Source organism: Rhodoplanes sp. Z2-YC6860, from assembly GCF_001579845.1.
GTDB lineage: Bacteria > Pseudomonadota > Alphaproteobacteria > Rhizobiales > Xanthobacteraceae > Z2-YC6860.
The window spans coordinates 7,663,757-7,689,195 of record NZ_CP007440.1 but is presented as its reverse complement, the minus strand read 5'-3'; the positions used below and the strand labels follow the sequence as shown (position 1 = coordinate 7,689,195).

Here is a 25,439-nt window from a genome sequence, read left to right as displayed (position 1 = left end):
GGTCTCAGTAGACGCGGTTGAGCGGCGGTTGACCCGTCCCGAGCACGCGCTCGACGTTCTGCCATGCCGAGCGGAACAGAAACGCCGATGCCTGCCGGGTGACGCCCGCGATATGCGGCGTGAGCAGAATCCGCGACGCGGCTTCGCCGGAAAGCTTGAGCAGCGGATTGTCGGAGGCGGGCGGCTCGGTGGAATAGACGTCGACCGCGGCGCCGCCGAGATGGCCTGCCGTCAGGCTCGCCGCCAGGGCAGTCTCGTCGACGATGCCGCCGCGCGAACCTTGAATGAGGACCGCGCCGGGCTTCATGCGCGCGAGCTCCTTCGTGCCGATAAGGTTCTGCGTCGCGGGCAACAGCGGCACGTGCAGCGAGACCACATCCGACGTCGACAGCAGCTCGTCGAGCGAAACGCTCTTGGCATCGAGAGTCTTGGCCAGCGCCGCATCGCCCACCGGATCGAAGAAGCACAGCTTCGCGCCCATGCGGTGGAACGCTTGCGCCACCGCGCGGCCGATGGTGCCGAAGCCGACGAGACCGACCGTCAGGCCTTCGATGCCGGCGAGATTATCGGCGATCATGCGGCCGCGGAACTTGGCGTAGTTGCCGGCCTTGATTTCCGCATCGGCCCAGCCGAACCGCCGCAGCAGCATCGACGCCGCCGTGACCGCATACTCGGCGACCGCGCTGTTGCTGCCGCCGGGCACGTTCGCGACCGGAATGCCGAGCTTCGTCAGCGCCGCCTGATCGAGGCGGTCTACGCCGGCGCCGGTGACCTGCACGAGCTTGAGCTTGGTGCCTTCGAACAGCTCGGATGCGAGCTTCGGCCCGACGGCGGGGATCACCAGCGCGTCGGAGGCTTTCATCAGCGCGGGCACATCAGCGTCAGCCGGTCCGCGATAGGAAACGTCGAGCGCTTTTGGCGCGGCCGCATCGACGCGGGTGAAATCGGCTTCGGGACGGAGGCAGAGAACGCGATGAGGCATGGGGTATCCGGCTCGCTTTGAGTGTTAGCGCGAGGCTATTGCCACCAACTCGCTGTCATTGCCGGGCTTGACCCGGCAATCCATGAGCGGCAGCAGCGACCTCAATCGTAAGGTTGTTGTTTGTTGCGGCATCGTATGGACCCCCGCGTCAAGCGCGGGGGTGACGGCGGTGTGTGTGTCGAGAGTGAAGGTGAAACGCGAAATCAGAAACTCTTGAACTCCGTCGTGCCTTTGGTCACCTCGGGCTCGGCGAAGAAGCACAGCAGCACCAGCGGCTCGGTGCCGGTGTTGCGCGTCATGTGCTTTTCGTTTGGCGGGATCAGCACGATGTCGCCGGGCTTGATCGGGATCTCGCCGCTTTCCGCAACCGTCGTGCCGGTGCCCTTCAGCACATAGATGCACTCTTCAAACCCGTCATGCAGATGAGGGCCGCGCGGCGGATCGCCGGGCTTGGGCACCGCGAGCTCGGCGATGCGGAACGTGACCTTCGAGCCGATCGCGCCTGACACCGGTTCGAGCGAGGTCCGGCCGGGCAGGCCAAGCTTTTTGGCTTCGGATTGTTTGAGCAGTCGCGCCATGGCCTCGCTCCTATCCGACCTGTCGAAGCTGCTTGATCTCGCGCGTGCCGCCTTGCACGGCGTCGAGCTGGCGATAGATCTCGCGCGCTTCTTTCGCGATGGCGTCGGCGATGTCGGTCAGCATCTTGGCGCCCTTCTCGGCGGTGGCGTGCTGCGGGCTGCCGAACCAGCCGGTCGCTGCGATCGAGCGGATGTCGGTCAGCACCGGCTGATAGGTCCGCGTGCGCCGGAGCTTGTCCATCTTGTGGCCCAGCGTGTGATCGGACGAATAGTCGATGCGGTCGAGATGCACGAGATTGGGCTGGTGCGCCAGCACGGCCAGCGCCTCGATCTCGCCGCCGTGCGTCAGCCCGTTGCAGGAATGGCCATAGAGCTCTTCCGCGACGTAGCAGGCCTGCACCGTCAGCACGCTCATGCCGTGGTCGCGATGCAGCGACTCGGCCGCGATGGCGAGCGAGGGGATGTTGCCCTCGTGCCAGTTGATGATCATGAGCTGCTTGGCGCCGTGCTTCGCCGTCGAAGCGCAGGTCTCGGTCTGCACCCGCATGTAGGTGTCGGGCGTCAGCGTGATGGTGCCCTCGAACGGCATGTGCATCGGCGTCACGCCGAACGGCGTCGCCGGCAGCACCAGCCCATCCATCCGCTCCGCGACCGCATGCGCGATCACGTTGGCGGCCAGCGTGTCGGTGCCGGTCGGCAGATGCGGGCCGTGCTGCTCGACGCTGCCGCACGGCAGGATCACGAAGGGGTTCTTCTTGAACTGCGCCGCGATCTCCGGCTGCGTCAGATCGGCGAAATAGCGGCTAGGCAACATGACGGCTTCCCTTGGCGAGGCGCTCGTGCGCCTCGGCGATGATGTCGGCAAGCTTCACGGCCTGGCCGCTCCGTTCGATCGAGCGCAGGCCGGCATAGACCACCGCCAGCGCCACGTTGCCGTTGCGCGCACTCAGTTCGTTGGCCTTTCCGGTGCGGCAGCTGTCCGCGAACATCTCGAGCTCGGCGCGGAACATGTCGCTCTCCGGCACCGGCAATTCCTCGCGCTTGCCGTAGCCGTCCTTGCCGCGCTGGATGTAGAGCGTCGAGGTCTGGTGCAGCTTGTCGGGCGTGTCCCAGGTGCCGAAGTCGATCTCGTAGTGCATCAGGCCCTTCGAGCCGAACACCCGGACGCTGAACACGCCGGGCGAGGTCCAGGAGCTGCCGACATAGCCGATCTTGCCGTCGGCGAACTTCAGCACCGTCATCGACTGGTCGTCGACCTCGGCGCCGACCGGCGAGAGCTTCGATGCGATCGAATTGGCCTCGACGATCTCGCCGCCGAGATAATGCAGCACGTCGAACTGATGGATCGCGAGCTGCGATAGCGGCCCGCCCGGAGCGCGGTCCTTGTACCAGCGCCACGCTTTCGGCGTGAGCTCCAGCGCGCGCTCGTTGGAGAAGTTCGCCTCCATGAAGCCGACTTTGCCGAGTTCGCCGGCTTCGATCGCCTTGCCCATGGCGCGGATGCCCGCCATCAGCCGCGCACTGTGGCCGACCGTGACGCTGACGCCGTAGGTCTTTTCCAGCGCCTCGATGGCGAGGCCTTCTTCCAGGGTGCTGGCAATCGGCTTCTCGGTGTAGACGTGCTTGCCGGCCTTGGCGACCTCGCGCGCGAGCGGCAGATGCTGCTCGTTCGGCACCGTAAGGATCACGCCCTTGAGCTCGGGATTGCCCAGCAGCGCTTCGAGCGTTGGCGCGCTTTTCACGCCGAACTCTTTTTCGAACTCCGCGCGGCTTTCTTCGGAGCGGCTGAAGCCCTGCACGATCTCCAAGGCGTTGGAGGTCTTTGCTGCGCGGGTGAGCACCTTGGCCCAGCGGCCGAGACCGACGATACCGACTTTGACGCGATTGGAACTCATGGGGCACCTCGTTGGCGGGCCGCGACCGTAGCACGAAGCCAAAGCCGCAGGCGACGGGGCCTGCTCCGCGTTTGCCTCAGACGTGTCCTACTTCGGTGCGGAGGCCGGCCAGAGCTTGCGGGCGTAGGCGATCAGCGCATCGGAGACGGCTTGAGGCTGCTCGATGATCACCGCATGAGCCGAGTTCGGGATCACCACCACGGTGACGCGGTCGCCGAGTGCTTTCTTGTATTCCTCCGCCTCGTCGACACGCGCCAGCGGATCGTGGCTCGGCTGGATGTAAAGCACAGGCGCCTTGCCTGCCGCATAATCGATTTCGCGCGCCGTCAGGTCGCCGGCAATTCGCTGCGCTGCGAGAACGTCCGGGTGCCAGCCCTTCAGCCACACCCGCGCGTCGCTGCCCGGCGCGAAGAACACGAATTGCATCGCCTTGACCCGCTCGTCGTCGGACGCCTTGAGATCGGCGCTGAGACGAATGGCCGCGCGCACGTTCGGCGGGCTCGGATTGCGTCCGACATTGGCGGCAATCAGGCTGACGCCGGCCACCAGCTCCGGCCGCGCGGTCGCGAGCATCCGCGCCACGCGATTGCCAAACGCATGGCCGACCACGAACGCCGGTCCGTTCTTATCCTGCTCGATGACCGCCGCGATATCGGCCGCGAGGTCTTCGAGCTTCACGCCCTGCCATGGCCCGGTGCTCTTGCCGATGCCGCGCGGTTCGGGCCGCAGCACGCGGAAGCCCGCCTCGGCGAGCTTGTCGGCGATGGCGTCGAAGTCGGTCGCGCCGCGGCCGAGCGACGGCAGCATCACGATGGTCGGGCCTTTGCCCTGCGCCAGCACTTCGAGCCTGGCGTCGCCGTGCGACACCATGATGTGGTCCGGAGCGGCTGCGAAAGCGGGCATGGCCAAGCATGCTCCCAGCAAGGCGGCGATGGCGGTTCTGATCATGCAATTAGAACATCAGCCGCCGGGCTGGAATGCAAGGCGTGTTCTTTCTCTAGTGGCCTAGATTGGGCCGTCGAGCAGACGATCGCTGGCGCCGATGCGAGCAGACGCGTTGGCCGTCAATTCAATCCGGGCGGCTTCGAGATCCTCTTCCGAGCGGACGGATTGCTCATCGAGAAGCCATTGTCCGGAGAACGTATAGACGAAGGCGCATCGCGGATAGCGCTTCATCGCGTAGCGGACCAGCCTGTCTTCGACCGGGACGTCGTCGTTGAGCACCTCCCGCACCAGCACGTATGCGTCTTCCGCCGCCATGGCGGCGCCCTGCGTCAGATGTGGCGAAACAGTGTGTGCAGCGTCGCCGCCGATCACAACGCGTCCGCGGCTCCACGGCCAGGGCAGCATCATCGGCTCGATCGGGCTGTAGACGATATCGGAGTCGGCTGTGAGCGAGGCGAGGATCTCGCGCACGTAGCTGCCGTATTGCGCCAGACGGTCCCTGAAGAGCTGCAGATAATCCTGTCCGGCGAAATTGGCGCCCACGGCCTCGGGACGGATGTGGAACAGATACATCACGTCGTTGCTCAGCGGCATCGCGCCGGTCTTGCCGCCGATGCCTTGCAGAAACTCCATGCCGCGCACGCAGTCCGGCCGCGGCACCTGCACCCGCCAGGCGCCATAGCCCGAAGGGCGCGGGACGAAAGCGGTACCGTAGAGATGCTGGCGGAACTGGGAGCGGATGCCATCGAAGCCCGCCACAAGATCGAACGTTTCGCGCTTGCCCGTCGAGAAAACGACGTGGACGCGGTCCTTCTCCTCATGGATTTCGCTGACGGTCGTGCCGAGACGAATTTCGGCTCCGGCGCGTTGGGCTGCTCCCAGCAGGATTTCGTGGAGCTGCAATCGTGACAGCGCACAGAACGCCGGGACCCGGTCGTCGCCCATCTGGAACTTGTGCTCGACGATCAGCCGCCGGTCGCGGTCGAACAACCACATCTCGTTGTAGCTGAAGCCCGTGTCGAGGATTTGATCGAGCACGCCGAGCGTGTCGTAGACGCGGAGCGCATTGGCCGGCTGGCCGAGTCCAATGCCGGGAATGTCAAAGGCCGGCCGCCGCTCGATCAGGACCGTTTCCATGCCCCGCCGTGCGAATGTCGCAGCGGCTGTCAGCCCGCCGACTCCGCCTCCAACCACCAGAACACGTCGAATGTCGCCCACCGCTGTCCTCAACGTCGCAATTGAAATGACACCAACGCGGCGAGCATCACGGCGCCGCCCAGCGCCTGCATGGGTGTGATCACCTCGCCCAGCACCGGCGCGCTCAGGATGGTGGTGAAGAGCGGCTCCAGGAACATCACCAGCGCGGTGCGAAACGGCCCGATGCGTTTGACCGAGATGAACATGCACATGATGCCGACCGTGGTGCCGACGCTGACGACCATCATCGCGGCCCAGCCCGCGGCAGTCTGAGGGCCCTGCCAGTTCCAGGTCACGAGCGCGGCGAGACCGAGCACGGCGGTCGAGGCGACGATGGTGTACCAGGTGGTGGTCTGCGGATCGGAGTCCTGCAGCGTTGCGCGTGTGATCAACAGGATCGCGGTGCGGCACATCGCCGAGCCAAACGCAAAGGCGACACCGGCCCAGGCGATGTCATGCGGGTTGGCGCGGATCATCAGCGTCAGTCCGGCAAAGGCCACGAGGGCTGCGAGCGCGCCGCGCCAGCTGATGCGTTCGAGCCCGAACAGGATGCCGAGCAGCCCCGTCATCAGCGGATAGATGAAATAGCTGAGAATGCCGATCGGCACGGCGACGCGGGCGAATGCGGCGAACAGCCCGAACACCACGCCGGCGAAAATCACACCGAGACCGATGCTGATCCAGCGCGCTCGCGGCGTGTGCGGCTTCGGCCGCGTGCCCAGACCGAACCAGGCCGCAAGCAGGACGATACCAACCGCACCACGGAAGAAAGACAGTGTCAGGACATCGGCGCCCGAGATCAGCACGATTTTGCTCAGCACGTTGCTGGTGGCAAACATCGTTGCGGTGACGAAACCGGGCAGAAGATCGGCGAGCCGGGTCGCTGGAGCAGCGGTGATGGACGGTGCGTTCAAGGAGAATCCGGCGGTGACAACAAAGGGCGCCGCACCCTAAACCTTCGTTCCTGGCGTGGCCACCCGAAACCTGTCGCTCGGCTTCCACGCGGACTGCATAGCAGCGCGCGGCAGTATTGCGGCAAGCGCACTGCGCAGCGTCTCGTGGCGGAAGGTGAAGCCGCTTGCCAGCGCCTTGTCGGGCAGCACCTGCTGGCCGCCGAGGAACAGCTCGTCGGCAAGGTCGCCGAGAAGGCGCAGCGCGAAACCCGGGATCGGAATGACGGCCGGGCGCCGGAACGCGCGGCCGAGCTCGCGGGCGAAGTCCGCGTTGCGCACCGGCTCCGGCGCTGTGGCGTTGACGGCGCCGCAGAGCTTCGGCGTAACCATGACATGGGCGATGAGACGGATGAGATCGTCGCGCTCGATCCATGACATCCATTGCCGCCCGTGGCCCATCGGTCCGCCCAGGCCGAGCTCGAACGGCGTCAGCATGCGGCTCAGGAAGCCGCCTTCGGTGCCGAGCACGAGTCCGATCCGCAACCGGACCACGCGGACGCCATGGCGTTGCGCGCGCATCGCCATGCGCTCCCAGGCTTCGCACAGGCGGTGGCTGAAGCAAGCCTTGCCGCCGTCGAACTCGGTGAGCGGCTCGTCCTGCCAGAGGCCGTACCAGCCTATGGCCGATCCGTTGAGCAGCAGCGCGGGCTTCGTCTCGAGCCGGGCGATCAGCCGCACAACGTCGCGGGTCATCTTCAGGCGAGAGCGCAGGATGCGCCGGCGCTTGGCGATCGTCCAAAGCCCGTTGGCGATCGGCTCGCCCGCGAGATTGACGATGGTGTCGATCCGCGCATCGCCCGCAATCTGGTCGAGCGCGGTGATGAGCCGGAACGGCGGCGTGAGCGCCGCGGCCTTGGCGGGATCGCGCGCCAGCACGGTGACCTCATGGCCGGCTTCACTCAGCGCCGCGACCAGGCGGCTGCCGATGAAGCCGGTCGCGCCGGTGACGAGGACATGCTGCCGTTCGGGGAGGGCGGCAACAAGCTCGGCGGCGCGACCGGCTGTCAGTTGTCCGGCGCGGCGGGCGGCGAAAGTGTCGCGGAGGCCCGACACGATGACTCCGGCCGCAGCCATGGGGGTGAGGATGCTCCAGAAGCCGTGGAAGGCGGGCTTCAGGGCCGTGGCGTCTTGCGACCATGCGAGCAGGATCGGTACGAGCAGCGCAAGGATCGCGCCGTAGTTCAGCGCCAGCAGTGTGTGATTGATGCGCTCGCTCGCCGGCAGCTTGCGGCTCAGATCCTCCTCGACGAAGTCGATCAAGGTGATGATCACTTCGGTGGCAAGGATCGCGAGCAGCACCAGCGCCCACACGCCGTGGGTCTCGAACCAGCCGATCAGGACGAACACGGCGGCGTACAGCAGATTGCGGACCGCATGCAGTGCGAGCTCATGCTGCTGCGACGCCCGCCAGGGCAGCCGCTCGGTCAGCTCGTGGTGATAGACCGTGTCGAACAGGCCCATCACCATCTGGAGCAGGATCAAAGTCCAGAGCAGCTCGGATATCATGTCACCGTCTCCTGGAACGCCGCCGTCTGGTCGATCAGCACGCCGAACCACGGATGCTCGACCTTCAGCGAAAAGAGAAAACGCGTCTCACCGATCTCCGCATGGCTCACCGTCATGACGCCGGGCGAGAGCCATGCAGGCAGCCGCAGGCGAAACCCCAACACGCGCACGACGTAGGTGTCGCTGCGGAACACCAGCGCGCCGTTCGAGGCGTGGATGGTCAGCGCCATGCTGAGCCCGCGGCCGAGATATTCCTCGATCCCCGTGGGACCGCTGAAGCGCTTCGACGAGTTGATGATCTGCGGGAAGCCGTCGCGGCGGGTGCAGAGCCGCGTCCAGATCTGGCCGCCCGTCGCCATGTCCTCGGTGACCGTCACGACGATCGGCACATGGGCGTCGGTCGAGGTCGGCAACGGTGCGCCGATCAGGCGCGCGAGCTGGGCGAGGCAGCGGCCGGCGAAATTCATCCGGGTCTCGAGAATCTCGCCCGCATAGACCGCGGTGCGTCCGCCGGAGAGCCGCTTGGTGAAACGGCGACGCACGGCCTGTGGCAGCGACGACCATTCGGCGTCGGACATCAGGGCGCGGAAGCGGAGGTCGAGGAGCGTGTCTTGTGTTGTTTCTTGCGTTTCCCGCGGGGCCCGGACCGGAATGGTGCGGGCGCTGTCCGGGACATTCATGTTCGCCAATGCCACGGTCCACTCCATCGCTACACGACTCAACCGCTGACGGCTGCTCATTTCCTTTTGCCGAAGGTCAGGAAGCTCACGATCTTGGTTCCGAGCCGCACCAGCCCCGCGATCTGCGTGCGTGGCACGTTCTTCATCTGGCCGGCCCAGCGGTCCATGGTGTCGACGAATTCCAGGAGCGCCTTGAGCCGCGCGATGGCGACCGGATTGATCTTGCTGTCGCCGTCGGCTTCGGCCGCGCAGGTGCGAAGCGCGGCGATCGCCGGGTCGATCTCGCGCTCCTTCCGGCCCATGGCGATGCGGGCGAAGATTTCCCAGACGTCGGTCTCGGCCTCGAAATGATCGCGCCGGTCGCCCTTGATCGGCACGCGCCGGATCAAGTCCCAGCTCTGCAGCTCCTTGATCGAATTCGAGACGTTGGAGCGGGCCAGCCCGAGCTGGTCGGCGATGTCCTCGGCGGTCAGTGGCCGCTCGGACAGGTAGAGCAGGGCGTGGATCTGGGCGACCGAGCGGTTGACCCCCCATTTGCCGCCAAGATCGCCCCACTGCAGGACGAAATGCTCCAGGGCCGGCGGCAGCTCGCGGGGGCGAAGGGTTTCGTTAGTTTTTGTAATTTCTGTCATGACAGAAATATCGGAAAATACTGGAGGGAAGTCAAGGGCGCGAAATGGGCGTTTCAACCGCGGTTCGGAAATGGTGAACGGGACTTTGCAAGATGTTGAGTACTCTCCGCCGTCATTCCGGGGCGCTCGCCATCAGCGCGTTCACGCGCGTCTTCGACGCGCTATGGCGAGCGAGCCCGGAATCCAGACCGGATAAGACTGCGTGCTGTTCTGGATTCCGGGTTCGCGCCTTTCGGCGCGCCCCGGAATGACGGCTGCCTCAGCGACAGGCCGCTACGGAGTCGACGCCTCGGCCTTCCGCTTCGCGGCGTCGTAGGCCGCCAGCATGTCCTTCAACTCCGGGCCGGGAACGGTGCGGCTCGACGAGATCAGCCGCACCATGCGGTTGTCTCTCGGCAGGAAGGCGGTGTCAGGCGCGGCCTTGATCATGCTCAACAGAGCCCGCTGGTTGTCGGCCCCTTCGAGATCGGCGATGGCTTCCGGCGCGCCCGTGATGATCACGGCCGGCGTGCAGGTCGTGGTCAGCGAGCCGTTGCCGCCAAACGCGCTCCATTCGCTGAGGTTGAAACTCTGCACCTGATACACCGGCATGTTCGACACGCGCGCGGCGATCAGCTCGGGATTGACCACCGGCACGGTGCGGAGCTTGCGCTCCTGCAAAAGCCTGATGTTCGAATTGGTCGGCTCGACGAATTGCACGAAGAAGCCGACGTCGGCGTGCTCCGAGGCCACGCGTTCGATCGCGGTCGTGGCGTTGTCGACGATCTCGATGTTGCTCGCCCGGCCGAGCCCATCCGGGTCGATCCGTTGCACGAATTCGAATGACGCGCGTGAGCCGCCGTCGGCAATGGCGAACTGCAAACGCCGCGCGTGGCCGACGATCTGGCCGAGATAGACCGTGGCCATGTCCTTCTCGCGCGTGACCATCCACAGGCCCTCGCAAGCGAGCGTCCGGATCAGCACGAGCTTTTTGGCGGCCTCGAAATTGTCCAACGCCCAGCGCGCCAGCACGTCGAGCTGGACGAAGCCCAGCGACCGCGGATCGGCCAGCACCTTGGCGATGTTGTCCGGCGTGCCGCCGCTCGGTGTGCACACGTAGCCGGGAAAGCCCGCGCTCTCCATGGCCACGGGAATCGGCGGGCAGAACGAGATCTGATAGGCGCCGGCTGCGCTCGCCGTGTAGATCGCCTTGGCCTTTTGCGTCTGTGCGGTGGCGCTGCATGTGAGTGCAGCGCTCACCGCCAGGGCGAGAATGACCGAATGAGCACGAACCATCGGGCGTCCCTTTCCGCGAACGGTGGGACGATATTTCCCGCTATCGATGTGACGGGAGTATGAAGCCCTATCGGTGGATCAGAGTACCGGCGCCCTGGTCGGTGAACAGCTCCAGCAGCACCGCATGCGGCACCCGGCCGTCGAGGATCACCACGCCCTCGACGCCCTTTTCCAGCGCGTAGAGGCAAGTCTCGACCTTGGGGATCATGCCCGCGGTGATCGTGCCGTCGGCAATCAGCCGGCGCACATCGGCCGCGGACATCTCCTTGATCAGCTTCTTGCTCTTGTCGAGCACGCCCGCCACGTCGGTGAGCAGCAGGAAGCGCTTGGCCTTGAGCGCGCCGGCGATGGCGCCCGCAAAGGTGTCGGCATTGACGTTGTAGCTGCCGCCGTCGGCCGAGGCCGCGACCGGCGCCAGCACCGGGATGAGTTCGCGGCCGAGCACGGTGTCGAGCACCGTGGTGTCGACCTTGTCGGGCTCGCCGACGAAGCCCAGATCGATGACCTTCTCGATGTGCGAATCCGGATCGATCACCTTCCGGGTCGCCTTCTTGGCGAGCACCATGTTGCCGTCCTTGCCGCAAAGCCCGATGGCCTTGCCGCCGGCGGCGTTGATGTAACCGACGATCTGCTTGTTGATGGAGCCGGCCAGCACCATCTCGACGATCTCGAGCGTGGAGGCGTCCGTGATGCGCAGGCCCGCAGCGAACTGGGATTGCACGCCGGCGCGCTTGAGCATTGCTTCGATCTGCGGCCCGCCGCCGTGCACCACCACCGGATTTATGGCGGTCTGCTCGAGCAGCACGATGTCGCGCGCGAACGCCCGCGCCACCTCCTCGTTGCCCATCGCGTGACCGCCGTACTTGATGACGATGGTTTCCTCGTCGTAGCGCTGCATGTGCGGCAGCGCCTCGGACAGGACACGGGCGGCTTCGAGGGGATTTGTCACAGTGCTGTCATTCATGGGCCGGGTCTCGCAGGCGTTAGGCGCCGCTTTTCTAGCTGACTATTCCCGGGGCGGCGAGAGCCGAATATCGCGACTCAGGCGGCCGGCTTCGGCCCCACATAATTCGAGGCTGGGCGGATCATCCGGCCGGCTTTCTGCTGCTCCATCGCATTGGCGAGCCAGCCGGGGCAGCGCGCGATCGAGAACACCTGGGTGAAGGCGTCGCGTGGCACGCCGACAGCGTCGAGCAGCAGCGCCGCATTCATCTCGATGTTGGATTGCAGCGCGCGGCCGGGTTTGTGCCGCGCCAGTGCCGCGAGCGCCTTGTGCTCGACCTCCGAGGCGAAAGCGAGCCGCCCGGCATCCTTGTTGAGGGCTGCGACCGCGGCCCGCAGCACATCGGCGCGCGGGTCGCGGATGCGGAACACGCGATGGCCGAAGCCCATCAGCCGGCCGCCGTCCTTGAGCCTGTTCTCGATCCAGCCGTCGATGTCGCCGGAGGCCTTGATATCGTCCAGCATGTCGAGCACCGGGCCCGGCGCGCCGCCATGCAGCGGCCCGGTGAAGGCGCAGTAGCCGCTGACCACGGCGGAGGCGAGCGAGGCTCGCGTCGACACCGTCACGCGCGCCGCGAAGCTCGAATTGCCGAGGCCGTTCTCGCACACGGTGGTGAGATACGTGTCGAGCGCACGGATTTCGTTGGCGCCGGCAGACGCACCGCGCAGCATGCGCAGGAAGTCGGCCGCGGTGGTGAGCGCAGGATCCGGCGCAACCGGCTTCTGGCCATCACGCAGCCGGATCAGCGCCGCCGTCGCAACCGGCAGAACCGCATGAATGTCTGCTGGCTTGCTGACCTCAGGCAGCGCCGCGAGCGCGATCCGCACGCCTTCGAGCAACGGTCGCTTCGCGGCCGCGCCGATCCAGTCGTCCATCGCTGCGAATGTTCGCACCCGGCTGGCACCGAATTCGTGCGTGATGGCTTCGCGCGTCAGCTTCTCGCCGGCGAAGCCCTCCCAGATGATCGCGACGGTGCCCTCGAAACCGTGGTGGGTGACGAGATCGTCGATGGTGTGGCCGCGCACCCAGATGGTGCCGCTGTTGCCGTCGGTATGGCTCAGCACCGTGTCCGCAGCGATGACGCCTTCGAGCCCGCTGTTGACCGCCATCGTCACACCCGCGCCAGCATCGCGGCAACGCTGAACACGAGCCAGCTCGCGATCATGATCGTGCCGCCGGTCGGCGCCGCCATCGGAAACAGTCGCGAGCCGATGTAAGCGCGCGCCGCAACGTCACCTGCAAAAAGCACGGCGCCAACAGCGAAGCCGCAAAGTGCGATGAGGCCCGCGACACGCGACAGCATCGATTGATGGATCAGCGACACGCCACCAACCACAGCCACGGCGTGTAGTAGTAGGAGGTATCCGGCACTATCCAGGCCCGTGCCAGGCGCGCCATGTGCCGATGCTGCGGCGAGCACGATTCCGGCCGCCCCCATGAGTCCAGCGAAGATCAGCATTGCGCTTGCCATAGCGAACCTCGTTATCCGTTATTCCAGGGGAACACGCGTGCTTTGCGATGTCTTTGAGATGTTTTTTGCGGAAGTTTTGCACCTGTCAGGTTCTCACTGACGTGCAGTCGCAAAAACTTCAGCTAAGCTTTTTGTGCGTGATCGGAGCGATCTGATTACGGCACAATCCATCCCGAATTGATCTTGGGGCCCTGGCGTCGCCCATTCCGCCGGGGCCCTTTTTTCTTTGGCCCACTCAGCTTCGTTCTTTCTTGAGTCGCGCAATCGCCGCGCGCAGCTCAGGCATTCCCGTGCCCGATCGCGATGAGGTCGGCAGCACATTCGGAAATGCAGCCGGCCGTTTCTTCAGTGCGGTTTCGATCGAGACGATGCGCTCGGCCAGTTCCGACGCTTTCACCTGATCCGCTTTGGTCAGCACGATCTGATGGCTGACCGCGGCTTCGCTCAGCGCGTCGAGCGGCGGCGTGTCTGAATCCTTCAGCCCGTGTCGCGCGTCGATCAGCACATAGACGCGCGCGAGATTGGTGCGGCCGCGCAGATACTCGTGGATCATCCGCGTCCAGGCGCGGACCTTGTCCCGTGGCGCCGCCGCAAAGCCATAACCCGGCATGTCGACCAGCGTCAGCACGGGATCGCCGCCAAAGAAGATCAGCTCCTGGGTGCGGCCCGGCGTGTGCGAGGTGCGGGCCAGCGCGTTCCTTCCGGTGAGCGCGTTGATCAGGCTCGACTTGCCGACATTGGAACGGCCCGCAAAGGCGATCTCGACGCCGTGCGGTTTCGGCAGCGATTCGATCGAGCCGGCAGCGGTCGCGAAGCGCCATTCCTGGGCGAAAAGCAGGCGGCCGGCTTCGCGCTCGGCAGCAGAGTAGCCAGCTGAAAAATCGGGTTCAGTGCTCACGGTGTTTAAGCTAGGGTTCCGGTGTCAGATTGTCATCCAACACGAGGCGTATTCTATGCCGGTTTCCATGTACACGGTCTCCATCCCGGTTTTCATGCAGCACTTGAACGGCCTGTCCGGGGTGCTCGACAAGGCGGCGGCCTGGGCCTCGGCCCGCAAGGTCAACGAGGCGGACCTTCTCAACATGCGGCTGTCGCCGGACATGTTCCCACTGGTGCGCCAGGTCCGTGCCGCGACCGATCATGCCGCAAACGCTGCGGCTCGGCTGTCCGGCAAGGAGCTCCTGAAGTTCGCCAACGATGAGACCACGCTGGCCCAGCTCAAGGATCGCATCGCCAAGACCATCGAGTTCCTCAAGACCGTGAAGCAGTCCGAGGTCGACGGCACCGAGGGCAAGGAGATCAAGATCACCTTCCCGAACGGCAATGTCCGCGAGTTCACCGGGCAGAGCCTGCTGCTCGGCAACAGCCTGCCGAACTTCTATTTCCACGCCACCACGGCCTACGACATCATCCGCCAGTGCGGCGTGGAAGTCGGCAAGCGCGACTTCATGGGCACCCCGCCGGCGTAGTTGCGCCCCAGATCTATCTTTCTCCCCGCCTCACCCTGAGGAGCATCGCGAAGCGATGCGTCTCGAAGGCGAGGCGGCCACGAGGCCGCCCCATCCTTCGAAACGGCGCTTCGCGCCTCCTCAGGATGAGGTCGGAGAAAGAGTGGCATGCGTTGAAAAAGAAAATGGCCGGGCAAAAGCCCGGCCAAATCTTTTAGCGACGATGCGCTGAAGCGCTACTTCTTCTTGTCCTTGTCGGTCTGCTTTTTCACAAACAGCCCCTTGAGATTGTCCCACAGCTCGATCTTCGCACCGTGGCGGTGCATGATGAACGACTGCTGCGCGACCGACAGCGTGTTGTTCCACGCCCAGTAGATCACAAGGCCCGCCGAGAACGACGCCAGCATGAAGGTGAAGATCAGCGGCATCCAGTCGAAGATCATCTTCTGCGTCGGATCCGGCGGCGACGGGTTGAGCTTCATCTGGAAGAACATCGTGACGCCCATGATCATGGGCCATACGCCGATGTGCAGGAAGTGGCCGATCATCGGCAGCGTGGTCGGGTCGAAATGCAGCAACCCGAACAGATTGAACAGGTTGGTCGGATCGGGCGCCGAGAGGTCGTGGATCCAGCCGTAGAACGGCGCGTGGCGCATCTCGATCGAGATGAACAGGACCTTGTAGAGCGCGAAGAACACCGGCACCTGGATCGCGATCGGCAGACAGCCGGCGACCGGATTGATCTTCTCCGTCTTGTAGAGCTCCATCAGCGCCTGCTGCTGCTTCATCTTGTCGTCGGCATAGCGCTCGCGGATCGCGGCCATCTCGGGCTGCACCGCCTTCATCTTCGCCATCGAGGCGTAGGATTTGTTGGCGAGCGGCAGGAAGATGATCTTGATGGTGAGCGTGATCAGCAGGATGGCGATGCCGAAGTTGCCGACATGGCGGTAAAGCCAGTCGATCGACCAGAACATCGGCTTGGTGATGAAGTAGAAATAGCCCCAGTCGATCAGCAGCTCGAAGCGGTTGAGGTTGAGCTGTTTCTCGTAGCCGTCGACGACAGCGACTTCCTTGGCGCCGGCGAACAGCCGCGAGGTGTTCGATGCGGTCGCGCCCGGCGCGATCGTCACGGCGTCGCCGAGATAGTCGGTCTGGTAGGTCTTCTGCGTGCCGGTGGTCTCGAACGAGTACTTCGTCTGGATGGTGGCCTTGGGATCGGGCAGCAGCGTCGCGGCCCAGTATTTGTCGGTGATGCCGACCCAGGCGTTGGTCGCCTTGAACGAGACGTTCTTCTTGTCCTCGATCTGCTTGTAGGTGAACTCCTGCAGGCCCTGGTCGCCCATCACGCCGATCAGGCCTTCGTGCAGGATGTAATAGCCGAGCGTCTCGGGCGTGCCGTGGCGGCGGATGAGTCCGTAGGGATAGAGCGTCACCGCGGCGCTGCCGCTGTTGACCACCTGGCTCTCGACCGAGATCAGATACTGATCGTCGATCGAGATGATGCGGCGGAATTGCAGGCCTTCGCCGTTGTCCCAGGTCAGCGTGACCGGCTTGCCGACATCGAGCTTGCCGGGGCTCGCCTGGGTCCACAGCGTGTCGCTGCCCGGCACCTTCACCGGTGCGCCGGAGCCGGTGACCCAGCCGAACTCCGCATAGAACGGATGCGGGCTGCCGGCCGGCGACAGCAGCACGATCGGCGGCGACTTCGGATCGACCGTCTCGCGATACTGCGTCAGCGTGAGGTCATCGATCGCCGCCCCCTTGAGCGCAATCGAGCCCGCGACCCGCGGCGCCTCGATGCTGATGCGCGGCGAGGCCGCGATCACCTGTTCGCGGCTGAGCTGTTGGATGGGGGTTGAAGCGCCGCCCTGGCCGGGAAGCTGCGGCTGCGCGGCCTGGCCTGCTTGTCCCGGCGCGGGCGCCGGCTGGGTCTGCTGCTGCGCCTGTTGCTGCTGCGCCTTGAGTTGGGCCTCCTGGCGCTGCTTCTCCATCTGCGGCAGACCGAAGAAATACTGCCAGCCGATCAGAACGATCGCGGACAGCACGATGGCGAGGAGGGTATTCTTTTGGTCGGTCATATCCGGCTCTATTTCGCCCCCCGATGTGGGGTGGTGTTCGGGGTGCCGCCAGCATTTACGCTTTGGCTTTTAGGATCGGGCCGTGACGCGTGGACGCGGCGGAGCGCGCGGCCGAAGTCCTCGACCAGACGGTCGAATGGCATCTGGAGCGCCGTGGTGCGCCCGATCAGCACATAATCAAAGCCGCGCCGCATCGCCTCGGGCGGCGAAAGTCTGACGACCTCGCGCAAACGCCGGCGCACCCGGTTTCGCTCGACCGAGTTGCCGACCTTCTTGGAGCAGGTGAAACCCACGCGCACCGGTCCATCCTCGTGGCGATCGCGGGCCTGAAGCACGAATCCGCCGGCTGGGGCCCGGTGGCCTGCCGCCGCGGCCAGGAAATCGGCGCGTTGCTTGAGCCGCTTCATATCACCGGCGGGGAGGCCCGCGCCGGGATCAGGCGCTAAGCCGCTTGCGTCCGCGAGCGCGCCGGGCTGCCAGAACCTTGCGGCCACCCGTGGTCTTGAGGCGGGCGCGAAATCCGTGACGGCGCTTGCGCACCAGCTTGCTGGGTTGATAGGTCCGCTTCACGAGGTAAATCTCCGGTTCGCCCCCTCTGGGGCGGTATCGCCGTCAAGGGCGCGCTTATAAGGACGCAGCGCGGGGGCGTCAAATGAAGGCCACGCCGGGTTGGCAAGGGCCGCGATTTACCTCAAATATCAGCCACATGGGCGGACGCCTGACCGGCGGCTCTATTTGCATGACTTTGCGCGGTTTTGACGACGAGGATTGGGATGGCTGAGGAGTTGAAGCCCGAGCTTTGCGTGATCGGCGCAGGCGCCGCGGGGCTTGCGGCGGCCGAGGCCGCTGCGGCGCTGGGCGCATCCGTGGTCCTGATCGAGAAGGGCCGCATGGGCGGCGAGCACCTCAACACCGCCTGCGTGCCCTCGAAGGCGATGCTGGCCGCGGCGCGCCGCGCCGAGGCGTTTCGGTCGAGCGGCCCCTTCGGCATCAAGCTCGCCAAGCCTGCCGTCGAGTTCGACGAGGTCAACGACCACGTTCACCGGGTCATCAACGCGATCGCGCCAAACGAGTCGCGGGAGCGGCTTGCGGGCCTGCGCGTGCGCGTCATCGAGGGCGAGGCGCGGTTTCGCGACACCCGCACCGTGGCGGTCGGGCAAGGACACGATGGGGGCGACGACGTCCGGTTCGAGGTGCGGGCCCGCCGCTTCATCATCGCCACCGGCTCCAAGCCGCAGGTGCCGGAGATCTCCGGCCTCGACCAGTGTCCTTATTTCACCAACGAAACGATCTTCGAGGCCCGCGAGCGGCCGAAGCATCTGATCGTCGTCGGCGCCGGGCAGAGCGGCCTGGAACTCGCTCAGGCATTCCGCCGTCTGGGCTCCGAAGTCTCGGTGCTGGAGCTGGACAAGCCGCTCGCCCAGGAAGACCCGGAATGCGCCGCCATCGTCCTCGACGCGCTGGAGCGCGAGGGCGTCACCATCCGGGGCGGCGTCAAGGTCGAGCGGGTGCGCACGCTCCGTCAGCGAATCGAGGTGGTGCTGGCGGGCGACACCGAGGAGACCATCCAGGGCACCGATCTCCTGGTCGCCGTCGGCCGGCGCCCCAACATCGCGGGCCTCAATCTCGAAAGCGCCCGCGTCAAAGTGGATCCGGCCGGGATCGTGGTGAACAAAAGGTTTGGCACCACCAACCGCCGCATTTACGCGATCGGCGACGTCACCAGCCTGCCGCATTCGACCCATTCGGCGCAGCAGCAGGCCGCGCTCCTGGTCAAGCATCTGTTGTTCCGGCTGCCGGTCGGCCTGCAGGTGGACGAGATCCCGCGCGTCACCTTCACCGAACCGGAACTCGCGCATGTCGGCCTGACCTATGAGCGCGCCAACGAGGTGCACGGCGGCGCGGTCCGGCTGCTGCGCTGGCCCTACCTCGACAACGACCGCGCCCAGACCGAGCGCGAAACCCACGGCCACATCAAGGTGGTGACCGACACCAAGGGGCTGATTCTGGGCGTGACCATCGTCGGCGCGGCTGCTTCCGAGCAGATCAGCACCTGGACCCTGGCCATCAACCATGGCCTCAATATTCGCGCCATGGCCGATTTGGTTGTACCCTACCCGACCTATATGGAGGTGGGTAAACGGGCCGCCATCTCCTTCTTCGCGCCCAAATTATCGACTTCCTGGGTGCGGCGACTGTCGGGCTTGCTGAGGCGCTTCGGTTAGGGCCTGCCCATAGCGCGTCGAGGACGTGCGGAAACGCACGGAGTTCATGACGAGACACGAACCGGTCCCGATGGCGGCGTCTCCCGCCCCATCGCCGGAGACCGAAAAGGAACAGCCGCAGCGCCCGGTGGGGCCCGGCCCGGTCAGGCTTGGCCTCTCCGGCAAGTTGCTGTTGCTGACCGTGCTGTTCGTGATGCTGGCCGAAGTGCTGATCTATGTGCCTTCGATCGCGACGTTCCGGCTGAACTGGCTCAACGATCGCCTCGCCGCAGCTCACACCGCGGCGCTGGTGCTCGACGCAGCGCCAAGCGGCATGGTGCCGGAGAGCCTGGCGCGGCAAATCCTCGCGAGCGTCGGCGCTCATGGCGTGGCGATGAAGATGGGCCATCAGCGCCGCCTGCTTGCGGTCTCCGACATGCCGCCGCACGTCAATCATGAGATCGACATGCGCGACATGCCCTGGCATCGCGCCATTGCCGACGCCTTCGTCACGCTTCTTTGCAGCGACGACGACGCCATGCGCGTGGTCGGCCCGGCGCCGATGGGCGGCGACTTCCTCGAAATCGTGATGGACGAGAAGCCGCTGCGCCAGGCGATGATCCGCTTCTCGACCAACATCCTGCTGCTCTCGCTGCTGATCTCCGGCATCACCGCGATGCTGGTCTACCTCGCGCTGCATTACCTGCTGGTGCGGCCGATGCGGCGCATCACCGCCAACATGATGGCGTTCCGCGCCGATCCGGAGAATTCCTCGCGCATTATCAGCGTCTCCAAGCGCCGTGACGAGATCGGGCTCGCCGAGACCGAACTCGCCTCGATGCAGGCCGATCTCTCCTCGATGCTGCAGCAGAAGAGCCGCCTTGCGGCGCTGGGCCTCGCGGTCTCGAAGATCAACCACGACCTGCGCAACCTGCTCACCTCGGCGTCGCTGTTCTCCGAAGGCCTCACGATGGTGCCCGACCCGCGGGTGCAGCGCTTTGCACCGAAGCTGATGCGCGCGCTGGAGCGCGCCATCGCGTTCTGCGAATCGACGCTGTCCTACGGCCGGGCGCAGGAGCCGCCACCGGACCGCGAGGAGACCGCGCTCGAGCCGATCGTTGCCGAGGTGCGCGACACGCTGGAGCTTGCCGACGATCGCATCGGCTGGATCACCGCGATCGAGCGCGATCTGATGGTCGATGCCGACCCGGACCAGCTGCTGCGCATTCTGCTCAATCTCGCGCGCAACGCCGTGCAGGCGTTGGAGACGCGGGCGCCGAACGATCCGTCGCGCGATCAGGTGCGCATCACCGGCCGCCGCGAGGGCGCCGTGGTGGTGGTCGAGGTCTCCGACACCGGACCGGGCTTCCCCGCCAAGGCGAGAGAGCACCTGTTCAAGCCGTTCCAAAGCTCGGCCCGCACCGGCGGCACGGGCTTGGGCCTCGTCATCGCGGGCGAGCTGGTGCGCGCCCATGGCGGCGAGATCGGCCTTGTCGAGGGTACCATCGGGGCGACGTTCCAGTTCACCATCCCGGACCGCGCCGTGGACCTCGAAGCCCACCGTCCGGCCCGGGCCAGGGCCTGATGCAACATCGGTGGTGCGCTCCCTCTCCCGCGTGTAGGGGAGGGTCGGGGAGGGGGCCTGTTACCTCATCGGTAACTCAACGGCCCGCAACCCTTGCCAATAGGGAACGAAGCCGCTAGCTAAGGCCGCGTTCCGCGCCTTTGGGCTCGGAACTTTCCCTTGCGGAAACGGCAGGCGCCCGTAGCTCAGCTGGATAGAGCACTAGACTACGAATCTAGGGGTCAGGAGTTCGAATCTCTTCGGGCGCGCCAACAAACGTTTGAAACAGCAACAGAATTTCTGATCGTTTTTCTGCCAGTTGACTCGGCAAACGTTTTGGGCAGCACCGGGGCAGCACCGTGTCGTTCGGCTTAGCTAAGAGCGCCTCCGACAATCGATCGCTCTCCTAACAAGGCGGTCGGAATGTTGTTTTTGCAGCCAGTCCCCGTGCCTGAACACATCTTTCTAGGAGAGGTGTTGTATTGGGTCGCTTTCCAACGACTGCCAAAGCCTGACTTCAACGAAGACGGCCAAGAAATCCACGATGGAGAAGTTGCCGCGGGTTTAGCGATCGAGATCCCTTTCCCGGAAATTTCGGACGAGGAGGCCGATCGAATCGGAATCCCTCCCGATCCTCGATACCTTGCCATGGTGGATGAACAGATACCGTTGTCCCTGTCGCACTACGATCAACTGCTGCGCTTCCCAGGTTTAAGTACTGAAGAAAAGGCAAGATTCGAAGGGGAGCGGAAAGACACGGAGATCTATCAGCAGGAACTCGCCGCTTGGCGCACGAAGTACAAGCAAGGTCTTGAATATTCGTCATCCCAAATATTTGTGGCTCTGAAGCGTGGAGAACTGCAAGCGATGGGCCGGCTTCTGCCGGGATATGATCAGAAAAACATCCAAGAATGGCTGGATCGCGACGAGAGAGATTTCTTGGACTACCCGATCCAGAAAATTCCGTCGTCATTCTGGACATTAACGGGGATGGATTTTGAAGCGAGTTCGGCGAGCAACGGTTCGAAATTTTACTGCCATGTCGTGCTGAAGACTGTTGATGTGCTTTCTTGCTTTCCAGGTGATCGGGTGCCGGTAGCTGGCGTCGAACGGGTAGGCGACAGTTACGTGGTGAGCGAAGCATCTGCCAAACTCCCGCAGCAAAATCGCCGCGGTCGGCCGCCGTACGCTTGGGACTCGTTCCATTTGGAAGTGGCCGCGCTCATCGAGCAACGTCAGTTGCCAGAAAAGAAAGAAGCAGCAATCCAGCACTTCCAAACTTGGTTTAAATCGACCCACGGTGTCGAGCCAAGCCGCGCGGCGATCGGTGAAAAGCTCAAGCCATACTACGACAGGTTTCGGCAGCTGCCGTAGACAGAAAATCCACAAAACGGGATTTCTGTCTATTTCGCGCTGGTTTCTGACCGCGTCTTTGTACCGAAATTCTTCGATGTAGATCACGTTGCAGCCACGTTCGTTGGCGTTCACGGATTTGCATGGAGAGGGCTCGAAATGACGGCTTCGCCGAAGGTTGTTTCCGCCAAAGCTGCTGCTAGCTTCGTCGGTCTATCCGAAAGCACGCTTGCGAAACTCCGGCTAAACGGAAATGGGCCGGTCTACTGCAAGCTCGGACGTAGGGTGGTCTACCGGTTAGTCGATCTAGACGCTTGGCTGGCTTCGCGCACAACTCGTGATACGTCGGATGCAAACTCCAAGTTCCTGAATGCACTTTCAACAGCTCACTCGAAACTTGGCGTGGCAAGCGAGAAGTGAGCGCTAGAAAAGCGAAGCGCCTCCGCCACCGCTCGAACGGTGAGGAGGCGCAGGGCAGAGGCGGGATCGAGAACCGCGTCAGCCCTACCGCTAAATCATGCTCGTGCTCGGGACAAGCGGCGCTTCGCGCGGAGCTTATTGAGACAAGTTGCTGTGTGGCTGGGATTTCGATGTCCGGTTACACGCCGATACTCTCACTGTGCCGTGCGTTGTGCGAAGCCGGTTACGACCCGAGCTTATCCCTTGTTGCATTCCGCGACGGGATTGAAGCCATCCGCGTTCGCTCGATCGGCGAAGTTGCCAAGTTTACGATCGAGGACAACAAGCATGGGACCCCTCGTCTTCGACTTTGGCGCTCGAGAGGGGGTGGCGCGTCGGCGTCAGATGCAAAATCAGGAAGAAGCGGTGCCAAGAGACTGACGGAAGGAAATCGGTCCACCCAGCAGTCCGCCCCCCAACCTGGGATGGCGAATAGTGACTGATGGTCGCCTTGTACAAAGCTTTCCAATGCGTGCAGCTCCGAGATTTGCAGGCGCGAGTCCTGCCCAGTTGCCGCAGCACGATCTGATGTCCGAGGCGAACGCTAAGCAGTCCAAGAACGGTGGCTTCCAACAGGCGAAAGAGGGTTGGCTCTTGATATGCGCAAGCTATCCTAATCTGTCTGGCGCGACATATGCGGTTGCCATTGCCCTTTCCCGATACTTCAACTCAAAAACCAGAGAAGCTTGGCCGGCCATCGAACGTTTGGCTACCGACACAAACCGAAATTGCTCGACTGTATGGCGGGCTTTGCAAACGCTGGAATCGCTCGCCCTAATTGAAGTCGTTCATGGCCGCGGTCGCAAAACATCAAATCGTTACCGGATGAAGTTGGGGCATCTGGAGACTGACCCGATGACTTTGAAGCGCCGCACATCTCCAAGAGGCAAAATCCTGCGAGCTCGCAAGGATAATCCTGCGGACTTGCAACAGAAAGACTGCGAGCCCACAGGAAGAACCTCATAGTAACCGCTTAGGAAGTGCGGATGTGGGACTACCGAGGGAAGCCGCATTAACAAAAGGACCGGCTGCGTTTCGAATCCCTTGCGCTCCGGTTTGAGGCCGGGTTTCGCGATGGCCCGCCTGCGGACCCGCCGGTCCAGCGGTCGCGTGCGTCGCTTCCAAGCGGTAGTTTTTGACGGCGCGCGGCCTGAGTACCCCATGTAATTCTGTCCCTGCTTCCGGTATTGTCTCGATCGGGGCCGCCGAAATGGCCGCTCCGGGGCGTGGAAACCCCGCAGTTACGTTGTTGTGCGGTCGTGATCCGCACTCCTCGACCCTACGGTCGGGGAGGCTGCGGTGCATGTTCAGGCCGAAAGGCTAAAGACCGCAGCGTTCCCTTAACTGCGGAATTTCCAACTCCCCGATCACCAGGACGGGGAGCTGAGTATGAATTGCATAAGCGGTATCAGAGTTCTGGCGATGGTCACTCTCGCCAGCGGGTTCGCGGCTAGCGCCTGGGCCTACAGCTTCAGGCTTTCGGTAAGCGGAGGCCAATTTCCGACGATAAGCGGTTACACTGACGTACCTGACGGGACGCTGCTGTTTGTCAATATAAAGAAACCTTGGCTACCAGATGCGCAGCAGCGTCTGGCCCGCGGGTTACCAGCATGCGAAGGGGACTGCATGGGCGCTACGGACTCGCGAGGTGTTGTCGGATTTATAGTTGCTGTCAGAGAACGAAGATTTTCAGCCGGCCCTTTTTCATTTCACAGCAAGCCTATGACCTCAGACACCTATCCGATCGAGATCTCTATCACGCCCGACTATAGAAACGGCTCCATCGAGGAGATCAAGGCGGGTCCTCGGCTTGTCTATTCCTCGACAATTCATGTTGAGTAGGCGCGCGCGTGGGATCGCCGCATAAAAAGTCTGCCCCCGTACCGTGATACGACATGGGGGCTACGTAGCGTGTCTCGAAGGGCCAGCCGGCAGCCTGTGCGCGACGGGACGCTGGTAATCATTTACGAGAACAGAGGCGTCCAGAGGCCAGCCACGTCTTGGCACTCGGCGTTGGCAGGCAGTATGACGCGGTCTAGAAAGGAGACCTCCGCGACACTACCCGGCGGGTACGTCACGCGGCACGCACGCTGAAAAGTATCTGGTCCACGCGGACTGGCTCGGCCCGCCACGGTCCGCGGTGCTCCCGAATTGTAACGACAGAAGTGCGGTGGACGATCTCCGTTTGCCTTGAGCAAATCGAGTAAGACAACTCGCAGCAATACTTGATCGTCGGCCCGGTAACGTCCCGCCAGCCTCTGGCCGTAGCCGATCGGCGCTTCCCGGGTCCCGGGCCAGAAGAACACGCGGGCATCAAGCTCGCTCAACAGAGTTTCCCAGGTCCAGTCACCGATCAGCTCGACGTGTCCTCGCTGTAGCGACCGCTGGTCGCGCACAACAACCGGCCTACCATTTAGCGACAGCGTGACCGTCGAGGCACGCCTCACCGCAGAACCATTTGGCTTCAGCGCCCTCACGCTATAAAGCGTGCGCTCGCCTCGGATGCAGTCTAGGTTGGCCCGCGCCGTGTAGTGGAACAGCGCGGGTCGAAGTTGAGCGAACGCGTGTACATCTAGAGCCATAGGATCATTCGAAGTGGAAGGGCCGCGCCGCTCTGCGATCGCGACTTCGCGCGTGGAGTCTCTACGCCAAATTTTCCTAATGATTTCGACAGGGAAAATATGATGGTTTCTCGGCCAACATGCGAGATGTGCCAATCGATCGACGTCCGGCTACTTCGACGACGTAACCAACTCACTCCGGGTCTTGCCTTTCAACTCAGCTGGGAACGAGACAGGGAGCAACTCGGGACTATTTCAGTTCGGGTCGATGCAGGTACTGTGGTCTTGGCGTTCATCGTAACAGATGACGAGGGCGGTGGCTCGCGGGCGATCGAGCAGCAGGTCCCCGTCGTTTGGACAGCGTGCACTCTCGGCGGAGGCCGACCTTGGTTTCGCTGCACCGCGTTTTCGCACGAGCAATATTGCGGCCGCAGGGTTGCCATACTGTACCTCGGCGGAATCGCAGGCTTCGCGTGTCGGCGCTGCTATGATTTGGGCTACGCCAGCCAACTCGAGTCCGTCAGACTTCGCGGGCTGGGTAGAGCGCGGAAAATTCTGATGAGGCTTGGGGGTGACTTTGAGTTGACAAGATCCCTGCCACCAAGACCAAAGGGAATGCATGAGCAGACGTACAACCGCCTAAAACGGCAATACA

26 protein-coding genes and 1 tRNA gene are annotated in these 25,439 nt (G+C 63.9%); 8 read left to right on the top strand and 19 right to left on the bottom strand.

Annotated features, from left to right (window positions below; all coding sequences use genetic code 11):
- Nucleotides 1-4: 4 nt before the first annotated feature.
- The 15 genes from RHPLAN_RS35740 to yihA form a co-directional block, all read right to left on the bottom strand.
- The gene (locus RHPLAN_RS35740; RefSeq protein WP_068029068.1) at nt 5-982 is read right to left on the bottom strand and encodes an NAD(P)-dependent oxidoreductase; all 978 of its coding nucleotides are present in this window, start codon (nt 980-982) and stop codon (nt 5-7) included.
- 203 nt (nt 983-1,185) lie between these two features.
- Nucleotides 1,186-1,560, bottom strand: a complete 375-nt coding sequence (locus RHPLAN_RS35735; RefSeq protein WP_068029064.1) for a cupin domain-containing protein — start codon at nt 1,558-1,560, stop codon at nt 1,186-1,188.
- A gap of 10 nt (nt 1,561-1,570) precedes the next feature.
- Complete coding sequence (locus tag RHPLAN_RS35730; protein WP_068029061.1) at nt 1,571-2,374, bottom strand: creatininase family protein; 804 nt, start codon at nt 2,372-2,374, stop codon at nt 1,571-1,573.
- The gene (locus RHPLAN_RS35725) at nt 2,364-3,455 is read right to left on the bottom strand and encodes a Gfo/Idh/MocA family protein (RefSeq protein WP_068029058.1); all 1,092 of its coding nucleotides are present in this window, start codon (nt 3,453-3,455) and stop codon (nt 2,364-2,366) included. Before RHPLAN_RS35725 ends, RHPLAN_RS35730 begins: the two co-directional genes overlap by 11 nt.
- Before the next feature lie 87 nt (nt 3,456-3,542).
- Nucleotides 3,543-4,358, bottom strand: coding sequence for an alpha/beta fold hydrolase (locus tag RHPLAN_RS35720; RefSeq protein WP_198164634.1), 816 nt, complete (start codon nt 4,356-4,358; stop codon nt 3,543-3,545).
- Between the two features lie 102 nt (nt 4,359-4,460).
- On the bottom strand, nt 4,461-5,618 hold the full coding sequence (locus tag RHPLAN_RS35715; protein ID WP_198164633.1) for an FAD-dependent monooxygenase: 1,158 nt from the start codon (nt 5,616-5,618) through the stop codon (nt 4,461-4,463).
- Nucleotides 5,619-5,626: 8 nt separating this feature from the next.
- Nucleotides 5,627-6,511: a DMT family transporter gene (locus RHPLAN_RS35710; protein WP_068029050.1), complete on the bottom strand. Its 885-nt coding sequence runs from the start codon at nt 6,509-6,511 to the stop codon at nt 5,627-5,629.
- 36 nt (nt 6,512-6,547) lie between these two features.
- Nucleotides 6,548-8,053 carry a TIGR01777 family oxidoreductase gene (locus RHPLAN_RS35705; protein WP_084246725.1) on the bottom strand — a complete coding sequence of 502 codons (1,506 nt, stop codon included), beginning with the start codon at nt 8,051-8,053 and terminating at the stop codon, nt 6,548-6,550.
- Complete coding sequence (locus RHPLAN_RS35700) at nt 8,053-8,751, bottom strand: DUF4166 domain-containing protein (protein WP_237179985.1); 699 nt, start codon at nt 8,749-8,751, stop codon at nt 8,053-8,055. Before RHPLAN_RS35700 ends, RHPLAN_RS35705 begins: the two co-directional genes overlap by 1 nt.
- Nucleotides 8,752-8,792: 41 nt before the next feature.
- A complete protein-coding gene (locus tag RHPLAN_RS35695) occupies nt 8,793-9,368 on the bottom strand; it encodes a GbsR/MarR family transcriptional regulator (protein ID WP_068029046.1) in 576 nt (191 codons plus the stop codon).
- Between the two features lie 273 nt (nt 9,369-9,641).
- Entirely contained in the window at nt 9,642-10,643 is a 1,002-nt protein-coding gene (locus RHPLAN_RS35690) for a TAXI family TRAP transporter solute-binding subunit (RefSeq protein WP_068029043.1), read from the bottom strand.
- A 67-nt stretch (nt 10,644-10,710) separates the two neighbouring features.
- A complete protein-coding gene (gene argB / locus RHPLAN_RS35685) occupies nt 10,711-11,607 on the bottom strand; it encodes an acetylglutamate kinase (protein WP_068029040.1) in 897 nt (298 codons plus the stop codon).
- A gap of 77 nt (nt 11,608-11,684) precedes the next feature.
- Nucleotides 11,685-12,755: a citrate synthase gene (locus tag RHPLAN_RS35680; protein WP_068029038.1), complete on the bottom strand. Its 1,071-nt coding sequence runs from the start codon at nt 12,753-12,755 to the stop codon at nt 11,685-11,687.
- 2 nt (nt 12,756-12,757) lie between these two features.
- On the bottom strand, nt 12,758-13,117 hold the full coding sequence (locus RHPLAN_RS35675) for a DUF423 domain-containing protein (RefSeq protein WP_068029033.1): 360 nt from the start codon (nt 13,115-13,117) through the stop codon (nt 12,758-12,760).
- A gap of 235 nt (nt 13,118-13,352) precedes the next feature.
- Nucleotides 13,353-14,015, bottom strand: coding sequence for a ribosome biogenesis GTP-binding protein YihA/YsxC (gene yihA, locus RHPLAN_RS35670; RefSeq protein WP_068029030.1), 663 nt, complete (start codon nt 14,013-14,015; stop codon nt 13,353-13,355).
- Between the two features lie 55 nt (nt 14,016-14,070).
- Between yihA and RHPLAN_RS35665 the strand changes: the two genes are divergently transcribed.
- Nucleotides 14,071-14,586: a DUF1993 domain-containing protein gene (locus RHPLAN_RS35665; RefSeq protein WP_068029027.1), complete on the top strand. Its 516-nt coding sequence runs from the start codon at nt 14,071-14,073 to the stop codon at nt 14,584-14,586.
- Between the two features lie 215 nt (nt 14,587-14,801).
- Here the strand turns inward: RHPLAN_RS35665 and yidC are convergent, their stop codons facing one another.
- From yidC to rpmH, 3 genes are read right to left on the bottom strand one after another with little or no spacing between them, the layout of a single operon-like run.
- Nucleotides 14,802-16,643, bottom strand: a complete 1,842-nt coding sequence (gene yidC, locus RHPLAN_RS35660; protein ID WP_068029025.1) for a membrane protein insertase YidC — start codon at nt 16,641-16,643, stop codon at nt 14,802-14,804.
- Nucleotides 16,644-16,651: 8 nt separating this feature from the next.
- On the bottom strand, nt 16,652-17,050 hold the full coding sequence (rnpA, locus tag RHPLAN_RS35655) for a ribonuclease P protein component (protein ID WP_068029022.1): 399 nt from the start codon (nt 17,048-17,050) through the stop codon (nt 16,652-16,654).
- A gap of 28 nt (nt 17,051-17,078) precedes the next feature.
- Nucleotides 17,079-17,213 (bottom strand): 50S ribosomal protein L34, encoded by a 135-nt coding sequence (gene rpmH, locus RHPLAN_RS38880; RefSeq protein WP_084246236.1) that lies wholly within the window; start codon nt 17,211-17,213, stop codon nt 17,079-17,081.
- 82 nt (nt 17,214-17,295) lie between these two features.
- On the opposite strand from rpmH, the gene RHPLAN_RS40840 reads away from it, so the two are divergent.
- From RHPLAN_RS40840 to RHPLAN_RS40040, 7 genes are all read left to right on the top strand, one after another.
- Nucleotides 17,296-17,424 carry a hypothetical protein gene (locus RHPLAN_RS40840; protein WP_257730325.1) on the top strand — a complete coding sequence of 43 codons (129 nt, stop codon included), beginning with the start codon at nt 17,296-17,298 and terminating at the stop codon, nt 17,422-17,424.
- Nucleotides 17,417-18,868 carry a dihydrolipoyl dehydrogenase family protein gene (locus RHPLAN_RS35650; protein ID WP_068029019.1) on the top strand — a complete coding sequence of 484 codons (1,452 nt, stop codon included), beginning with the start codon at nt 17,417-17,419 and terminating at the stop codon, nt 18,866-18,868. The genes RHPLAN_RS40840 and RHPLAN_RS35650 overlap by 8 nt, the downstream gene beginning before the upstream one ends.
- A gap of 70 nt (nt 18,869-18,938) precedes the next feature.
- Complete coding sequence (locus tag RHPLAN_RS35645; protein WP_068029016.1) at nt 18,939-20,432, top strand: sensor histidine kinase; 1,494 nt, start codon at nt 18,939-18,941, stop codon at nt 20,430-20,432.
- A gap of 174 nt (nt 20,433-20,606) precedes the next feature.
- Nucleotides 20,607-20,683 (top strand) — tRNA-Arg (locus tag RHPLAN_RS35640).
- A gap of 151 nt (nt 20,684-20,834) precedes the next feature.
- Nucleotides 20,835-21,785, top strand: a complete 951-nt coding sequence (locus RHPLAN_RS35635) for a hypothetical protein (protein ID WP_068029012.1) — start codon at nt 20,835-20,837, stop codon at nt 21,783-21,785.
- Between the two features lie 138 nt (nt 21,786-21,923).
- The gene (locus RHPLAN_RS38875; protein WP_084246234.1) at nt 21,924-22,184 is read left to right on the top strand and encodes a helix-turn-helix transcriptional regulator; all 261 of its coding nucleotides are present in this window, start codon (nt 21,924-21,926) and stop codon (nt 22,182-22,184) included.
- Nucleotides 22,185-22,658: 474 nt separating this feature from the next.
- Nucleotides 22,659-23,189 carry a helix-turn-helix domain-containing protein gene (locus RHPLAN_RS40040; protein WP_157100698.1) on the top strand — a complete coding sequence of 177 codons (531 nt, stop codon included), beginning with the start codon at nt 22,659-22,661 and terminating at the stop codon, nt 23,187-23,189.
- Nucleotides 23,190-24,187: 998 nt separating this feature from the next.
- On the opposite strand, the gene RHPLAN_RS41135 is transcribed toward RHPLAN_RS40040, so the two are convergent.
- Nucleotides 24,188-24,805 carry a DUF7002 family protein gene (locus RHPLAN_RS41135; protein WP_068029009.1) on the bottom strand — a complete coding sequence of 206 codons (618 nt, stop codon included), beginning with the start codon at nt 24,803-24,805 and terminating at the stop codon, nt 24,188-24,190.
- Nucleotides 24,806-25,439: the final 634 nt, after the last annotated feature.

Bases quoted from the DNA above. Each gene is read 5' to 3' on its own strand.
- RHPLAN_RS35740 (WP_068029068.1), bottom strand. From the start codon at position 982: ATGCCTCATCGCGTTCTCTGCCTCCGTCCCGAAGCCGATTTCACCCGC.
- RHPLAN_RS35735 (WP_068029064.1), bottom strand. From the start codon at position 1,560: ATGGCGCGACTGCTCAAACAATCCGAAGCCAAAAAGCTTGGCCTGCCC.
- RHPLAN_RS35730 (WP_068029061.1), bottom strand. From the start codon at position 2,374: ATGTTGCCTAGCCGCTATTTCGCCGATCTGACGCAGCCGGAGATCGCG.
- RHPLAN_RS35725 (WP_068029058.1), bottom strand. From the start codon at position 3,455: ATGAGTTCCAATCGCGTCAAAGTCGGTATCGTCGGTCTCGGCCGCTGG.
- RHPLAN_RS35720 (WP_198164634.1), bottom strand. From the start codon at position 4,358: ATGCCCGCTTTCGCAGCCGCTCCGGACCACATCATGGTGTCGCACGGC.
- RHPLAN_RS35695 (WP_068029046.1), bottom strand. From the start codon at position 9,368: ATGACAGAAATTACAAAAACTAACGAAACCCTTCGCCCCCGCGAGCTG.
- RHPLAN_RS35690 (WP_068029043.1), bottom strand. From the start codon at position 10,643: ATGGTTCGTGCTCATTCGGTCATTCTCGCCCTGGCGGTGAGCGCTGCA.
- argB (WP_068029040.1), bottom strand. From the start codon at position 11,607: ATGAATGACAGCACTGTGACAAATCCCCTCGAAGCCGCCCGTGTCCTG.
- RHPLAN_RS35680 (WP_068029038.1), bottom strand. From the start codon at position 12,755: ATGGCGGTCAACAGCGGGCTCGAAGGCGTCATCGCTGCGGACACGGTG.
- RHPLAN_RS35675 (WP_068029033.1), bottom strand. From the start codon at position 13,117: ATGGCAAGCGCAATGCTGATCTTCGCTGGACTCATGGGGGCGGCCGGA.
- RHPLAN_RS35665 (WP_068029027.1), top strand. From the start codon at position 14,071: ATGCCGGTTTCCATGTACACGGTCTCCATCCCGGTTTTCATGCAGCAC.
- yidC (WP_068029025.1), bottom strand. From the start codon at position 16,643: ATGACCGACCAAAAGAATACCCTCCTCGCCATCGTGCTGTCCGCGATC.
- rnpA (WP_068029022.1), bottom strand. From the start codon at position 17,050: ATGAAGCGGCTCAAGCAACGCGCCGATTTCCTGGCCGCGGCGGCAGGC.
- RHPLAN_RS40840 (WP_257730325.1), top strand. From the start codon at position 17,296: ATGAAGGCCACGCCGGGTTGGCAAGGGCCGCGATTTACCTCAAATATC.
- RHPLAN_RS35650 (WP_068029019.1), top strand. From the start codon at position 17,417: ATGGCTGAGGAGTTGAAGCCCGAGCTTTGCGTGATCGGCGCAGGCGCC.
- RHPLAN_RS35645 (WP_068029016.1), top strand. From the start codon at position 18,939: ATGGCGGCGTCTCCCGCCCCATCGCCGGAGACCGAAAAGGAACAGCCG.
- RHPLAN_RS35635 (WP_068029012.1), top strand. From the start codon at position 20,835: ATGTTGTTTTTGCAGCCAGTCCCCGTGCCTGAACACATCTTTCTAGGA.
- RHPLAN_RS38875 (WP_084246234.1), top strand. From the start codon at position 21,924: ATGACGGCTTCGCCGAAGGTTGTTTCCGCCAAAGCTGCTGCTAGCTTC.
- RHPLAN_RS41135 (WP_068029009.1), bottom strand. From the start codon at position 24,805: ATGGCTCTAGATGTACACGCGTTCGCTCAACTTCGACCCGCGCTGTTC.